Source organism: Candidatus Izemoplasma sp., assembly GCA_036172455.1.
Taxonomy (GTDB): domain Bacteria; phylum Bacillota_I; class Bacilli_A; order Izemoplasmatales; family Izemoplasmataceae; genus JAIPGF01.
Window position 1 is genome coordinate 184538 of the sequence record JAXKVY010000003.1, and the last position, 14361, is coordinate 198898.

16 protein-coding genes are annotated in these 14361 nt (G+C 29.5%); 14 read left to right on the top strand and 2 right to left on the bottom strand.

The genetic code is table 11. The annotated features are described in order from the left end of the window. The first annotated feature begins 53 nt into the window (after nt 1-53). The 7 genes from UMR38_06290 to UMR38_06320 all read left to right on the top strand — a co-directional run bounded on the left by UMR38_06290 (nt 54) and on the right by UMR38_06320 (nt 7319). Complete coding sequence (locus tag UMR38_06290; GenBank protein MEC9485467.1) at nt 54-221, top strand: hypothetical protein; 168 nt, start codon at nt 54-56, stop codon at nt 219-221. 108 nt (nt 222-329) lie between these two features. Continuing rightward, nucleotides 330-1379, top strand: coding sequence for a hypothetical protein (locus UMR38_06295; protein ID MEC9485468.1), 1050 nt, complete (start codon nt 330-332; stop codon nt 1377-1379). Between the two features lie 83 nt (nt 1380-1462). Then, on the top strand, nt 1463-2800 hold the full coding sequence (locus tag UMR38_06300; GenBank protein MEC9485469.1) for a Wzz/FepE/Etk N-terminal domain-containing protein: 1338 nt from the start codon (nt 1463-1465) through the stop codon (nt 2798-2800). A 31-nt stretch (nt 2801-2831) separates the two neighbouring features. After that, nucleotides 2832-4721: a nucleoside-diphosphate sugar epimerase/dehydratase gene (locus tag UMR38_06305; GenBank protein ID MEC9485470.1), complete on the top strand. Its 1890-nt coding sequence runs from the start codon at nt 2832-2834 to the stop codon at nt 4719-4721. A gap of 440 nt (nt 4722-5161) precedes the next feature. Then, a complete protein-coding gene (locus UMR38_06310) occupies nt 5162-5557 on the top strand; it encodes a type II toxin-antitoxin system RelB/DinJ family antitoxin (protein MEC9485471.1) in 396 nt (131 codons plus the stop codon). 228 nt (nt 5558-5785) lie between these two features. Then, complete coding sequence (locus tag UMR38_06315; GenBank protein ID MEC9485472.1) at nt 5786-6418, top strand: hypothetical protein; 633 nt, start codon at nt 5786-5788, stop codon at nt 6416-6418. Next, the gene (locus UMR38_06320) at nt 6399-7319 is read left to right on the top strand and encodes a nucleotidyl transferase AbiEii/AbiGii toxin family protein (GenBank protein ID MEC9485473.1); all 921 of its coding nucleotides are present in this window, start codon (nt 6399-6401) and stop codon (nt 7317-7319) included. The genes UMR38_06315 and UMR38_06320 overlap by 20 nt, the downstream gene beginning before the upstream one ends. Before the next feature lie 35 nt (nt 7320-7354). Here the strand turns inward: UMR38_06320 and UMR38_06325 are convergent, their stop codons facing one another. Together UMR38_06325 and UMR38_06330 are read right to left on the bottom strand one after the other, a co-directional pair. Further along, nucleotides 7355-7507, bottom strand: coding sequence for a hypothetical protein (locus UMR38_06325; GenBank protein ID MEC9485474.1), 153 nt, complete (start codon nt 7505-7507; stop codon nt 7355-7357). A 213-nt stretch (nt 7508-7720) separates the two neighbouring features. Continuing rightward, on the bottom strand, nt 7721-8044 hold the full coding sequence (locus tag UMR38_06330; protein ID MEC9485475.1) for a hypothetical protein: 324 nt from the start codon (nt 8042-8044) through the stop codon (nt 7721-7723). Nucleotides 8045-8818: 774 nt separating this feature from the next. Between UMR38_06330 and UMR38_06335 the strand changes: the two genes are divergently transcribed. The 7 genes from UMR38_06335 to UMR38_06365 all read left to right on the top strand — a co-directional run bounded on the left by UMR38_06335 (nt 8819) and on the right by UMR38_06365 (nt 14259). Beyond that, nucleotides 8819-9976, top strand: coding sequence for an ATP-binding protein (locus UMR38_06335; GenBank protein MEC9485476.1), 1158 nt, complete (start codon nt 8819-8821; stop codon nt 9974-9976). A 40-nt stretch (nt 9977-10016) separates the two neighbouring features. After that, complete coding sequence (locus UMR38_06340) at nt 10017-10487, top strand: hypothetical protein (protein ID MEC9485477.1); 471 nt, start codon at nt 10017-10019, stop codon at nt 10485-10487. Nucleotides 10488-10497: 10 nt separating this feature from the next. Beyond that, nucleotides 10498-10731: a hypothetical protein gene (locus UMR38_06345; protein ID MEC9485478.1), complete on the top strand. Its 234-nt coding sequence runs from the start codon at nt 10498-10500 to the stop codon at nt 10729-10731. 84 nt (nt 10732-10815) lie between these two features. Next, nucleotides 10816-11673 carry an SIR2 family protein gene (locus tag UMR38_06350; protein ID MEC9485479.1) on the top strand — a complete coding sequence of 286 codons (858 nt, stop codon included), beginning with the start codon at nt 10816-10818 and terminating at the stop codon, nt 11671-11673. A 5-nt stretch (nt 11674-11678) separates the two neighbouring features. Then, complete coding sequence (locus UMR38_06355; protein ID MEC9485480.1) at nt 11679-13502, top strand: ATP-binding protein; 1824 nt, start codon at nt 11679-11681, stop codon at nt 13500-13502. 24 nt (nt 13503-13526) lie between these two features. Continuing rightward, nucleotides 13527-13853: a hypothetical protein gene (locus UMR38_06360; GenBank protein MEC9485481.1), complete on the top strand. Its 327-nt coding sequence runs from the start codon at nt 13527-13529 to the stop codon at nt 13851-13853. After that, complete coding sequence (locus UMR38_06365) at nt 13840-14259, top strand: hypothetical protein (GenBank protein ID MEC9485482.1); 420 nt, start codon at nt 13840-13842, stop codon at nt 14257-14259. Before UMR38_06360 ends, UMR38_06365 begins: the two co-directional genes overlap by 14 nt. Nucleotides 14260-14361: the final 102 nt, after the last annotated feature.

Here is a 14361-nt window from a genome sequence, read left to right on the forward strand (position 1 = left end):
AAAAGGAAACCATTCTGTGTGTGATCAATAAAAGCAAAAGGGGAGCAAATAAGATGGGGAATTGTGATGCTATTTTAACAAGCAATGATGTTGAGAAAATGGAATATTATTTAGAGTATGTAAAGATTTTGATTGTTTTTTTTGAAAAGCGTGATACGATAGTTAAAGAGTTATATCACGAAAAAGAGATGTTAGAAAAACAATTAGCTAAACTAAAATGATGATATCATTTATATCATCATTTTCTAATGTTACCTTGTGTTTGCATTTTACAACAAAAATTAGTATAATTTTTACAAGGTAAAAGTATAATTTACAGGAGACATAATATGAAACGATTACTTATAGTGAGTTTGTTATCTACACTAAGCATCTTAACAGGATGTAACAACCCAGACAACTACCTGGATTACCATCAAGATTATATGAATAATCTTGATGCTTATACCATTCTCTATACGGAGACCAAAGGGTCCTTAGAGAATACAGAAGTTACCAATAAATATGTCTATGTCGATAATGATCATGAGATGTGGCGTATTAGTGATGTCTATAGTGAAGATTTAAACTATACAAATGGTGATATTATTTTTACAAAAAATAATGGTTCGTATTTTCAATACGTCTATGATGAACAATGGTTAAAGTATGAACGTGATGCATCAGTTGAAGTGACGAAATTCTTTGAGCAACCATTTTATGATTATGTTAAACATGGAACGATGACTAATAATAATACTGAATTAGTCTTTGAACATGATGTCTTGTTAGGTGACTTAGACCCATCAAAATATTATGATATATTTGGCATTGAGATCCCAACGACTTATCATAATTACCCGGTAAGATTAGTAGCAACATACAATACTGAAGATGATGTGTTTACATCTTTCAAAATAGACTTTACAGAGATCTATGAAGCATGGTTGTCTGATATTAATCAGAGTATGCCATCAGTCACATGGGAAATTGATATCGCTTATGATATGGATATGAATGCGTTTGCGTTATCATTGCCACAAGCGATTAACGATGATCATGCTAATAATATGAATCCATTTAATTTTATAAAAGTTGTAACGACAGATTCTTTTGAGTTTATTGAGGGTATCTTAAACTATGGCTCTGATATTGATTTGCTTGGTGTTCATATTGATCGAACAGATCGGTATCAATTAAGTCTACGAGAACTCACGGTACCAACAAACTTAATTGTAAAAATTTATGATGAAAATATGAATGTCATCGAAGAAATTCTTTTTGAAGATAACGATACCTCGACTTACTATAATCTACCAAAAGGAGATTATTATGTAGGGATTACATCAAACGATGAAAAAGAAGATGTGTATTATAAAATACTTTTTCAATCGCATTAAAAATTTTAAAAGCAGTATCTTTTTAACGTGTTTTACGGTATAATAAAAAACGTATTTATCAGATACCTATAGGAGGCTTACAAATGGAAAGAATGGAACAAGAATATGATGAAATTAGTTTAAAAGAACTCATTGAAGTGATATGGAATCGGAAAATTTTTATCGCAATTGTGACAGTCATTTTTGCGATATTCGCTTTTATTGGTGGAACAGTCTATAATAACTTAGAATCAGAAGTTGGTACCATCGTGACGATGCAATGGAATGGGGTTTCATCAGGTGAATATCCTGATGGTACACGATTTGACTATAGTGAAGCAATTGAACCGTATGTTATCACATTAGCCATCGAAGAAGTGGGTATGGAATTAACAACTAATGATGTCCGTAACAACTTAACAATTCAACCGATTGTACCAGGGAATGTTTTAGCATCGATTCAAAAATCCATTGAAGAAGGTGGCGAACCCATCACCTATTATGCTTCTAATTATAAATTATTGTTAAACAATGGTAATTTAACCATCAGTGTGGAACAAGCAAGAATATTATTAAATGAAATTATTGATCAATTTAGAATAGATTTTGAACGGAAATATATTAATCAGGCCACAGTTTATAATTTTACAAATCAAGATATTGACTCATATGACTATTTAGAGGCGTACGACATTTTAGATACGCAAGCAACATTAATAACAAACGCCATGAATGCGCGTGAAGATAGTGGATTTACATCACCAACACTAGGCATTACCTTTGGTGATTTAGTCGTCCGTACAAACTTAGTTGAACGTATTGAACTCAATCAAGTTGTGTCACGGGTGAATTCCTATTTGTTAACCAAAGATGTTGATTTCTTAATCACAAACTACAATTATAAAATTGAAACGCTTCAATTAGAATTAGATAAAGCCATTCTAAAAGAAGCCGATGCACAGGTTATGATTGATAACTATCAAGGCAGCACACAAACCATTTTAATTCCAGGTATGTCAGATACAGACTCATTAGAGTTTGATACGTACTATAATACATTACTAGAAACACAAATTTCTTTACAACAACAAATTGCTGATTTAACAGAAGATATTGCTTACTATGAACTTCAAATTGATCGACTCAATGGTGATGATCCTAACTTTGTTGTTACAGAAGCAAAACAAGCTGAAGAAGCACAAAAAGTAGAAGAAAACTTGCAATTAGCAGATGATAAATTAAGTTTAATCGTTAATGATGCGAATATCATCTTAGCAGAATACAATGAATATTTAACCAGTAACATTATTAAACCATTAATGGCACCAGAATATCAACCAAGCGCAAATGTATTACTCTATACTGCGATTGGATTAGTACTTGGTGGCATGGTTGGTGTTGGTGCCGTTTTAGGAAAACATTTTTGGAATCAAGCTGAATAATATTATAACTAGGGGAGTTATAATATGAATCATGACTGGGGGAATTAGTGTGTCTTCTTTTGAAAAAATAACAGGTAAAATTAGAAAGCGACTCAATATCTATTCGTTGATATTATTTTTTGTTGATGCGATAGCCATATCGCTTTCTTTTTTATTAACATTATTTATTAAAAACGATTTGATTATTAGTGAAACATTATTAATGCAGTTTGTATACGAGTTGCCCATCATTATTTTAATCTATTGGACGATTTTTGAACTCTTTCAAATGTACCGTAGTTTATGGGAATTTGCTGGTGTAGAAGAAGTCATTAAAGGCGTCATTGCCAATATTGTTGCGGCATTTGTATCCTACCTTATTGTTAGAATGGTTTATGAAAACCATTTACGGTTATCATATTATATCATTGGCCTTTTTATGGCAACGATGCTCACGTTACTTGTACGGTTATTCTTTAGAGTATACCGGTTTATTACAAGTTATTTTAAGTATGAATTGATTCGTAAACGGGCGTTAATTGTTGGTGCAGGAAGCGCAGGAACCCTCGTTTTAAATGAGACACAAAAAAACCATCGAATAGACGCCACAGTCGTTGGTTTTATTGATGATGATCCCCGTAAAATAGACCGAACAATCCACTCTGTACCGGTACTAGGTAGTACAGAAGAGATTGATTTAATCATCCACGAGCATGCTATTAATACAGTATATGTAGCGATTCCGAAAGCAAGTAAGGAACGTATCACAGAAATATTAAATAAAGTAGAAGGAACCGGGGTTAAAATTAAACTGTTCCCACCGTTCTATGAAATGTTACAAGAACGCTCTGATGATGTGAAGTTGCGTGATGTCAGAATTGAAGATTTACTTGGTCGAGATGAAATTAAACTTGATGAGACAGGTATCAGAGACTATATTGATGGTAAAACGATTATGGTCACTGGTGGTGGCGGATCAATCGGGTCTGAACTCGTTCGTCAGATAAGACATTTTAATCCCAAAGCGATTATTATTGTTGATATTTATGAAAATAACGCGTATGAATTACAAATGGAGTTAGATCGACTCTATCGAACCAACAAAGTGAAACACAAACCGGACATTATTGTCTTAATTGCGAGTGTAAGAGATTATGAAAGAATGGCCGAAATATACAAACAATACCAGCCTCATGTCGTCTTTCACGCCGCAGCTCATAAACATGTCCCGTTAATGGAAGTAAGCCCGAAAGAGGCAATTAAAAATAATGTCTTTGGCACACTCAATGTAGCGCGACTTGCTCATGAATATCATGTTGATAAATTTGTTCTGATTTCTACCGATAAAGCCGTAAACCCTACAAATATTATGGGCGCAACAAAACGGATCGCAGAAAAGATTATCATGGCGTTCAATGATCAGAGTGACACAGATTATGCCGCAGTACGTTTTGGCAATGTCTTAGGAAGTAATGGTTCAGTGATACCATTATTTAAAAAACAGATTGAAGAGGGTGGCCCTGTCACAGTAACTCATCCAGAGATCACACGCTTTTTCATGACAATCCCTGAAGCTTGTCAATTGGTTATACAAGCGGGTGCGTATGCCAACGGTGGAGAACTGTTTGTCCTTGATATGGGTGAACCCATGAAGATATTAGATTTAGCTCAAAAACTGATTCGCTTGTCTGGATTAGAACCACATAAAGATATCAATATCCAGTTTACAGGATTACGACCTGGAGAAAAAATGTACGAAGAGTTACTTGTCGATAAATCAAATGTCACAAGAACCAAAAATAATAAGATTTTCGTTGAGCCAAACGGAAATTGTAAACTCAATGTATTTGATAAATTAGATGATTTATCAAACGCACTGGTGGATGATCGATACAATCTCGCTAAACAAATTAAAGAACTTGTCCCACATTATGAAAAATAATACTGGTTTATTTAAATCAGTATTATTTTTTTAGGTACACTAGCAAAAACGGTTGGATTTAGGGTGTTTTAATTTTTTCATACTATATTATTGATGTCACCAACATCCTTCTGAAAGGACTGTCGGTTCTATGTATGAATGACTGCAACCTTTGACATGAAAATTAGATATTTTCATTATTTTTAAGATTTACAGGATGAATTCCTGTATTTTTTATTGGAATATATTGGTTTTCCCAAATAGTATTTTATTCTACCCATAAGAAATGATACATATCCCCCATATTAAGAGAATAAGTGATAACAAAAAACAATGAAAAAACTAAGTAATAATTGCGAAAGTAAAGGTAGAACAATCAATAGTGGCTAGAAAACACATTTTATTTTTTCTTCGCTTATATTGTATAACAAATGTGTTACAATAGTTATTGAGGTGATACTGTGAGTAAAAATACGTATATTAATGTAAGAGTAGATGAAGAAACAAAAAAAGAAGTGGAAGATATTTTAGATATACTTGGTATAAATATGTCTACGGCTGTTGATTTATTCTTGAGCCAAATCATATTAAATAAAGGATTACCATTTAAAGTAAAATTACCAAGTAAGGATATTACAGTTAAAGAACAAGAGTTGGCTGAAGCATTAAATTTAACCGGAGGTAAACCATACCCTAAAAAGTTAAAAAAGATTATCAATCTTTATGCACGTGGAGATATTGATTATGAGGTAGCTCTATATGCCATCAAGAAAACCTATGAGAAAGATAGACTGAAAGATATATCAGAAGATCTTTTAGAAGAATATGCATCTGCCTATAATAAGCTAGCTAAGTAACTATATGTTTGGATCTATTATTCATCTTTGGATAACTAATCTTTGTTGATTGGGTATCCTTTTTATTTTTAATATGCTAAATGCCAAAAACTTTTAATATTGGTAGAACACATAAGTTGAAACTATTTAGCATAGCATTATTCTTTCTTCTCATTAATCTTGTTTACTTTACGATTAAATAATGATATAATAATTATATAAAAAATATTGCATTATTGAGGTGATAATATGAATGCAAGTATAATTATGGATGCTTTCGATGAAAGAGAACCTATTCTTAGAGATGAGATTCAAGATGTATTAAAGATTGAAAATATCAATACTTTAAATCAAATGGTTTCTTATTTGGTTTCTTTTGGCATATTAAAACGTTACGAAAATGGGGTATATTATGTTCCTAGTTCTACTAAGAAATTCTCTCATTTAAAACCATCACTTAAAGATGTTATAGATAAGAAGTATTTGCAAAAAAACCAAGGCATTAGAACAGGGTCGTATCTTTTATATAAGTATAAATTCACTTCCCAAGTTTCTTCATTTTATGAGATTTTATCAAACAATGTATCGATACATACAAGATCTAAACATTTATATGATGGGAAAATGGTTGTTTCTCATCCGCCTTTTGAAATCAACAGAGAAAATAGTCGTGTTTTAGAATTCTTAGAGCTTATTAAATATTTGGATTATAGTGATTACAATATAGAAAAATCAAAAAGTCAGTTACTAGATATATTAAATAGGCAAGGATTAAAAAAAGAAGAAATTATACATTATAGTGAGTATTATAAAGGTAAAAGATATGCTGGATTCAGAGAAACTGTAAGAAAGGTGGTCTATGATGAAGTTACATCTAAATAAAGAGTTATTTGAGAATTATATTGCATTAGCAAGTCAGGAAGAAGACATTGATGAAGCGATTGTATTAAAAGACTATTTTGTGACATTGGCACTTAAACATATATATGCTATTCATGATGATCTGGTGTTTATTGGGGGAACATCACTATCTAAATGTTTTAACATCATCAATCGTTTTTCAGAAGATATTGATTTAGTCGAAACCGCCAAAAGCAGAAAAGGCAAACAAAAAGCAACACATGAAATTATCAACGAACTTGCATCAGTATGGGCATGGAATAGTGAAGCCACTAACGATAAGTATGCTGACTTTAAGGAAATGTATTTATATTATGATACTAATGCTGTGAGTGATTTAGATCAAAGAGTTAAACTTGAACTAATCACATTTATGGATCCGTTTCCTGTCATTGAGAAGAAAGTAGAAGCGATTATTTTGAAATACATGGATCAAGAGGAGATCGCTGAATTTGATATGCAACCAGTAGCTGTTTTAACTCAAGAACCATATAGAACATTTTTTGAAAAAATAACATTAGAGAAAGAACTCTTCAAAAATGATATAGAAGGCAATCCGTTAGATGAAACACAAGAAAAGAGAGCTAGAGATTTTTATGATATCCATAAAATTTGGAATTTTTATGACAAAGCAGTTCCTATAGACATTGATAATTTTAATCAAATGATTACATCAAGACATAAACATAGGAAAAATAGAACAATAGTTAATTACGATGAATTTAATCAATATAAATTGCATGAAATGTTTAACAAGAAGAACATAAGAAAGCAATTAGAAGAAATTGACTTTAGAAAACTATCCATTAGAGATTTAGACTGTGATGATATAGAAACATCATTAAAAGAAATTGATGATTTCTTCCAAAAACTAATCATTTAAATCCAACAAAAAAACAGGGTTTTAGCACATAATTGCTAAAATCCTGTTTTCCACTTAGGGATATGATATTTAGACGTTGTCGATAAATAAAAACCTAATGTATGATCAATGCTATTTTCATCTAATATTTCTTTAAGAAAGGCTATGCTTCTTTTCTTAGGTTTAATAACTTTGATTGCATGATTCATGATTTTCTCATCGTAGCCGTTTATGAATGAACTGATATATTGATTGAAGTTTTCTAAATTGATATTATGGATAGATTCAAAATGTTCTATGATATCTATACATTCAATATGTTTTATAATATCCTCATTAATTTCAGAATGAATTCTAATAAATCTGGTGTTTTGAATGGTTCTAGTCTTTTCTTTAATATGGTTTACATAGTAAGTATAATTTCATGGTTTCTTTGATGACAGTTTTAACCGGTAATATAGTGATTCACCAACCGCAAAACCTAAACCATGATATGGCAGCATAAATTTCTTTATATGTTTGTGTGTTAGTGGAAACTGATTACCGTTTTTATATTCAGGACTATAGTAGAGTCCTTTAGCGACTTTAATAAGTCGATTATTTTTCACCATTCTAGATAATACTTGATAATAGTTTTCTTCATTAAAAAAAGGATGGAAATGATCATGATAGATTTTGCTTGCATCATAGATGACCCCTTTTTCAAGCATTTCATAAGTTCCTGTAATTAAGTCTGATTCTTTCATCTTGCACCTCACCTCCTTATATTTTATCATGAGATATTCATAATATAATCATGTTTTTACACAAAAAATTAGACCTCTGTAAATTAACGAAAAGAAATCCATTTTCATGTTGAACTTGACATTATGGACCCTTTACTAACAACTGCCTGTTTAACTGAAACCCTTCACTTTGAACAGTCGGTTTTATGTAGTTTCTATACACCTTTACTAAATGAACGTATTAGAAAAATAAATTTATAACATGCCTTATTATCAAAGAGTAAAAACAATTTGAACTTGACACTATTAAAAGTACTTTTATAATGAACTTGACATTCTAGACCCTTTGTTCACAACTGTCGGTTTCATGTATTTTTCACTGCAACCATTGTCATAACAATAAGCTATTTTCATCATTTTTAAGATTTACAGGATTATTTCCTGTATTTTTTATTTGATTTTATTGGTTTTTCCAATTAGTGTTTTATTCTACCCATAAGAAATAAGACTTATGGTCCATATTAAGACGATAAGTGGAAAGTAAAAATCAAAAAATATGCAATTTACACTTGTCTATAACTAATAATTCTAAAATGGCATAGTTCACCGAAGTTGTAAATGCAGACCATTTAGATTTGAGAGAAATATCCAAACGCATTTAGAATGATTTTAACGTTTTAAACAAAATATTAAATATTATAAACATAAAATCATTAGGTTTTAAACGTTTTTTGTGTTTGAAACTTTACAAATTGAAATTTTAGTAGTATAATTTTAGTCAAAGGAGGAATCGATATGAAGATTCTTAAAATTAAAGTATCTGGTTATAAACTCTTAGAAGATCATTTTGAATTAGATTTTCTAAATAAAGCAAGAGTTAGTGTCAATGATAAAGAAGATGAAATTATTGAACTACTGGATAATCTTTATATGCCAACAACAACAGTATTCACAGGTAAAAACTCAAGTGGTAAATCCACTGTTTTATCGCTTTTAGAGTTTGTGAATGAGTTACTATACAAAGGCCGTATAGAATACAACAAAATGGATTTTAGAAGCAATACAATAGATATTGAATTACATTTCTTATTAAAAGAAACAGTCTACAGATATTCAGGCACAATATCAGTTCCTAATAAGAATGTTTTAGATGAAACGAGTTACTGCACATTCTCTAATGAAAAGCTATTTTCAAAGAAATATTTTAAATCAAAAGGCAAAAATATTATTGATGCTGATTTTGATATTGATAAGAACTATGATTCCAATGTAGCTGATACATCGATTCTTTATAAGCTGACTAGTAGTAAGTACTATATGATCAATACAAATAATTGGATAAACGCATCGAAAATATCGATGATTTTTGACTTGTTTGAAACGTTTGAAGTGAATGAAAAACTCATGTTGAAAATAACCAACTTATTTGATGATAGTGTAAAAGAGTTTAAATATGACAAAGAAAGAAAACTATACAGTATTGACTTGCAAGGATTAGGATTAAAGAACTATAGTGAAGCTGAAGTCGATATGTTGCTTTCAGATGGAACTAAAAAAGGTCTAATCATGTTTGCATTAACTATCGCTATGCTTAAACTAGGCGGTAGTCTTATCATCGATGAAATTGAAAATAGCTTCCATAAAAACCTTGTTGAAAACATTATTATGATATTTAATGACAAACGAATTAATAAGAATCAAGCCAACTTAATATTTAGTACGCATTACGTTGAGATATTAGACATTTTTAGAAGAAGAGATAATATCTATATCATGAATAAGGAAGACTTCATCACGAACTGTAATTTATATGATGATTACGATGAAAGAACCGATTTAAGTAAGAGTAACCAATTTAATAATAATACCTTTAAAACCCTTATCAACTATGAAAGATTAATGGATTTAAAGAAAGAACTTATTAATGAAGTACCTGGTACTACTAGAGGGTAATACAGAAAAAGCATTTATTGAACTATTGATGGATAAGGGGATGTTCAAAATAGATGCAGATGATATGCTAGATTTAAGACCACACCAAAAAAGACAGATTGATCCTGCCTTACAAGCTTTAATTAGACAATTGCCTCCTGAAGAAAAAGTCAAGATCATAAAGATTGGCGATAAGTTATCAGATAAACTTAAAATACCTAAAGATATTAAAGAGAAAATAGATTCAGAAGAAAAATATTGTACAAAACCTGAGTTTGAAATACTCATCATTATTTCTGAAGGATTATACAATGAATATCAAAAGGTAAAAAGTAAAATGAAGCCAAAAGTGTTTGCTAAAGAAAATATCAAACATAACGGTAAACGCTATACAAATTCACAGGAGTGGATTAAAGGATATTTTAATAAAGATAAGATTTTGAAATCTTTAATGGAGTATAAAAGAATTTCAAAACATAAAAAACAAGAAAGATACTTAACAGATTTAATGAGAAAATCACTAATAAGATAGGGGTGTAAAAATGGATGTAAAAGTTAAAACAATGGAAAATTTCTTTGATGACAATAAAAATATATTAGAATCTAGTAATGTAAATTTTTTGATTGGATCAGGGATTTCCGCATCAATTTTAGCTACTTTAAATGATTTAGAAGATTTAGTAGAGTATAACAATGACGTAATAAAAAATCAATCTTCATCTAGCAAAAAAACCCAAATAGAAGCAATTCTATATTGGCGGTTCTTTTTTGAATAGAAATATACAAAGGTTCATTATTATGAAAAGAAAAAAAAAAAACATATTGGTGATATCGCAAAATTTTTTAATGTTGTCTATAAGATACTTGAAAAGAAAGAAGATTCTAACTTAGAAAAACAAGTAAATGTTTTTACTACCAACTATGATGTGTTTTTTGAGTTGGCATTAGAATCTCAGTCATTATATTATAATGATGGATTTCTAGGAAGATTTAATCCGCGTTTTGATATGTTAAATTATAATGTTTCTCTAAATTCAATATCTAACTTAAACTTTAAGAAAGTTCCAAAAACGCATTTTAATTTAATCAAATTTCATGGAAGTTTAAACTGGAATAGATTAGATGAACAAATAATGTTTGACTATAATTATTTAAAGAAAATAACGGATTTTTATGATAAGTATGAAGGATTGTTTAAAACCGACTATGAAGAACTAAAAAAACTATATTCGTTAGAAAAATTTTGCAAATCAAATATAGAAGAGAAGTATGATGAATTCAAAAAAATATTTACAAATAGAAAGATTAATGATTATATAGATTTTATAATAGATTATAAATCAAATTTTTCAATCGTAAACCCCACTAAAGAAAAATTTACCGAGACATTATTAAGTTTAAGTTATCATGATATGTTAAGATTATTTTCAACACATTTAGAAAGAGAACATGTCTCGCTGTTTGTATTTGGTTTTTCTTTTTCTGATGAACATATTTTAAAAATAACTGAAAGATCAATGATAAACCCAGAATTAAAAATAGTGATTTTCGCATATGATAAAAAATCGCTAGATAAATACTTGGATATCTTCTCAAAAATAAATTCTAGTAATGAAATTACAATTGTATTTGAAGAAGATAAAAACATCAATATAGATTGCTTAATAGAAATGTATGAAAAATTCTCCGATAAATTATATAAAGAAAAGAGGAGATAAAAAAAATGAAACCACTACAGTTTGCTGATATTGTTGACGTTAGAGGTATAAAAGTGCGTGCTAAAGTATATTCAAAAAAGAACACAACCATGTTATTTCATTATGGAAATATAATTAAAAATGTTTCAGTTGGAAGTTATGTTAAGATAGTAAAGGGATTTACTGAAATTGTAGGGGTAGTAGAAGGGGAATACATTAACGAAAAGATATCTAATGGCAATGACTTTATATCTTCGGAAGACAAATTTGATAGAGTTATAGAGATAAAAATATTAGGAATTATTACTGGCGATGGATTCAAAAGAGGGATTTCAGAAATGCCATTATTATATAATCCAGTTTTTATCCTTGCTCCACTAGAGTTCGAGATGATATTTAACCAATCATCAGGTGGTGCACCAAATAATGGGTTAATAAATCTAGGGTCTTTAATAAATGATGAGAGTATAAAAATTACTGTTGACATAAACGGAATATTAAATGGCCATATAGGGATTTTTGGAAATACGGGTAGTGGGAAATCCAATACTTTAGCTAAACTATATAAAGAATTATTTATTATTGCTGAGCAATCAAAGCACTTTAAAAATAAGTCAAAATTCATTTTTATTGATTTTAATGGAGAGTATGAAAAAAAATCACTTTCACCGAATAAAAGAATTATTAGTATTAATACAAATAAGAACCATGGAGAAGACAAAATACCTATAAAAGAAAAACATCTTTTTAATATCGAAATGCTATCAATTATTTTAGAAGCTACAGAAAAGACGCAACAACCTTTTGTCGAGAGATGCTTAAAATTTACTAACAAATATTATCCAAGCGTCTTTTCTGATGAGACTACTATTCTAAATAATATTTCTCAGCTAATATATGATAATCAAAAAAATCTTAAAGATCTACAACAATATTTCAATGAATTTTTGAAGTTAATAGCAAAAGAGGAAGTGAATGATTATTTTAGTAAATTTCGATATGTAAATAACGACAAAGCCGACTCATTGATAATGAATAAAAAAGATTGGATAAATACCATAGAGGAGTTAAGGGAAGAAATATTTAAAGACCTTCAAAATAAGATTAATCCTGATTTGCAAAGTTTAGAATATGCGATGAAAATGAAAATAGCTTTCAATTATAAATTTTTAGAAGAACTAGGTAAAGGCTATATTAGTAAAGAACATATTGCTCCACTTATGAAAAGACTAGATAGGGTTTTTGAATTAGTCAATAAAGTTTTCAATGTAGAATCAAATGAAGAAATATTCGAATCTATACAAGTGGTTAATCTTAGAAAAGCAAATCTTCAAGCAAAAAAAGTCATTCCACTAATAGTTTGCAAATCAGAATATGAAAAACACACTAGACGTGAGAATATTAGAGAAGACAAGATACTAAATATTATTATAGATGAGGCACATAATATACTTTCAACGCAATCTGATCGTGAATCAAAAGAGTGGAAAGATTATAGGTTAGAAATATTTGAAGAAATTATTAAGGAAGGGAGAAAATTTGGGGTATTCTTAACAATATCTAGCCAAAGACCCTCTGATATTTCATCAACATTGATTTCACAGCTTAATCATTATTTAATACACAGACTTATGAACCAAGAAGATCTAAATAAGATATTATCTACTGTAACTTTCTTAGATAGTAATTCATTCAACATGATTCCATCACTGCCTCCCGGAGGATGTATTTTAACTGGCTCATCAATAAACTTCCCTATATTGATTCAAGTTGATAAATTAGAAGAAGACTTTAGACCAAGCAGTGATAATATTGATGTAGTTAACATGTGGTTTCCAAAAAACAAATAAAAAACAAGAGAGAGGTAAGAATCAATGACTTTTTTAGAATATGTAAATAAATTATTAGATGAAATTAAAGACAACAAATCTTTAGATTTCAAAACAGCAGATAATTTTATTCAAAGGATTAATGAATTAAATTATCAAGATGGCACGAAACTTAGCTATGAAGATAAAGTCAAAATAATTGACTTATTAAAGCAGGAAGCAGAAAAGCGTAATTATTCTCTACAATATTATATAAATGATTCAACGAATTCACGTAGTTTATCAGTTATAGCACATATGATTGATAAGATTAATCAAAATTCAACAAGTGTGCAAAATAAAAATGGTGGTAAAAATAATGGAACCAAATGAGATACAATTTTGGCTGGAAATTCTTAACATAGTTACAATAAGTGCACTTAGTATATCTACTATAATTTTAACGGTTCTAATCAGCAAAAAGAATACGGGTTTTAACGAAATTCAAATTAGGGAAATTATTAATAATGCTTTCTATAAGATTAATGAAAGTTCAATTAATCTTGATCAAGACCCAACTAATATAACATATCAGAGGATTTTCTTTTCACATGTAGAATGCTACTTGAACATATATGATGATTTATGTGGTACTTATTTAGATGGGAAAATAGATAAGAAAAGATTCGAAAAAAACTATAAGGATGAACTGATAAATTTGGTAACAGATGAAATGTTTAAGGATTATTACAAGCCTGAGGATCAACTTAAAAGTAAGTATGGTGTTAGTATAGTTTAGTAGACAGTGTAAGTAAGAATCTAATCTTTATGATAGAATAAGGAAAGGAGGTTTTACTTATGGCTAAAGGAAAAGGGTATCGATACCCTCAAGATTTTAAAG

What these genes read in the sequence shown, in the direction of transcription:
- UMR38_06290 (MEC9485467.1), top strand. Translation starts at nt 54, where the DNA reads ATGGGGAATTGTGATGCTATTTTAACAAGCAATGATGTTGAGAAAATG.
- UMR38_06295 (MEC9485468.1), top strand. Translation starts at nt 330, where the DNA reads ATGAAACGATTACTTATAGTGAGTTTGTTATCTACACTAAGCATCTTA.
- UMR38_06300 (MEC9485469.1), top strand. Translation starts at nt 1,463, where the DNA reads ATGGAAAGAATGGAACAAGAATATGATGAAATTAGTTTAAAAGAACTC.
- UMR38_06305 (MEC9485470.1), top strand. Translation starts at nt 2,832, where the DNA reads ATGACTGGGGGAATTAGTGTGTCTTCTTTTGAAAAAATAACAGGTAAA.
- UMR38_06315 (MEC9485472.1), top strand. Translation starts at nt 5,786, where the DNA reads ATGAATGCAAGTATAATTATGGATGCTTTCGATGAAAGAGAACCTATT.
- UMR38_06320 (MEC9485473.1), top strand. Translation starts at nt 6,399, where the DNA reads ATGAAGTTACATCTAAATAAAGAGTTATTTGAGAATTATATTGCATTA.
- UMR38_06325 (MEC9485474.1), bottom strand. Translation starts at nt 7,507, where the DNA reads ATGAATCATGCAATCAAAGTTATTAAACCTAAGAAAAGAAGCATAGCC.
- UMR38_06330 (MEC9485475.1), bottom strand. Translation starts at nt 8,044, where the DNA reads ATGAAAGAATCAGACTTAATTACAGGAACTTATGAAATGCTTGAAAAA.
- UMR38_06335 (MEC9485476.1), top strand. Translation starts at nt 8,819, where the DNA reads ATGAAGATTCTTAAAATTAAAGTATCTGGTTATAAACTCTTAGAAGAT.
- UMR38_06340 (MEC9485477.1), top strand. Translation starts at nt 10,017, where the DNA reads ATGTTCAAAATAGATGCAGATGATATGCTAGATTTAAGACCACACCAA.
- UMR38_06345 (MEC9485478.1), top strand. Translation starts at nt 10,498, where the DNA reads ATGGATGTAAAAGTTAAAACAATGGAAAATTTCTTTGATGACAATAAA.
- UMR38_06355 (MEC9485480.1), top strand. Translation starts at nt 11,679, where the DNA reads ATGAAACCACTACAGTTTGCTGATATTGTTGACGTTAGAGGTATAAAA.
- UMR38_06360 (MEC9485481.1), top strand. Translation starts at nt 13,527, where the DNA reads ATGACTTTTTTAGAATATGTAAATAAATTATTAGATGAAATTAAAGAC.
- UMR38_06365 (MEC9485482.1), top strand. Translation starts at nt 13,840, where the DNA reads ATGGAACCAAATGAGATACAATTTTGGCTGGAAATTCTTAACATAGTT.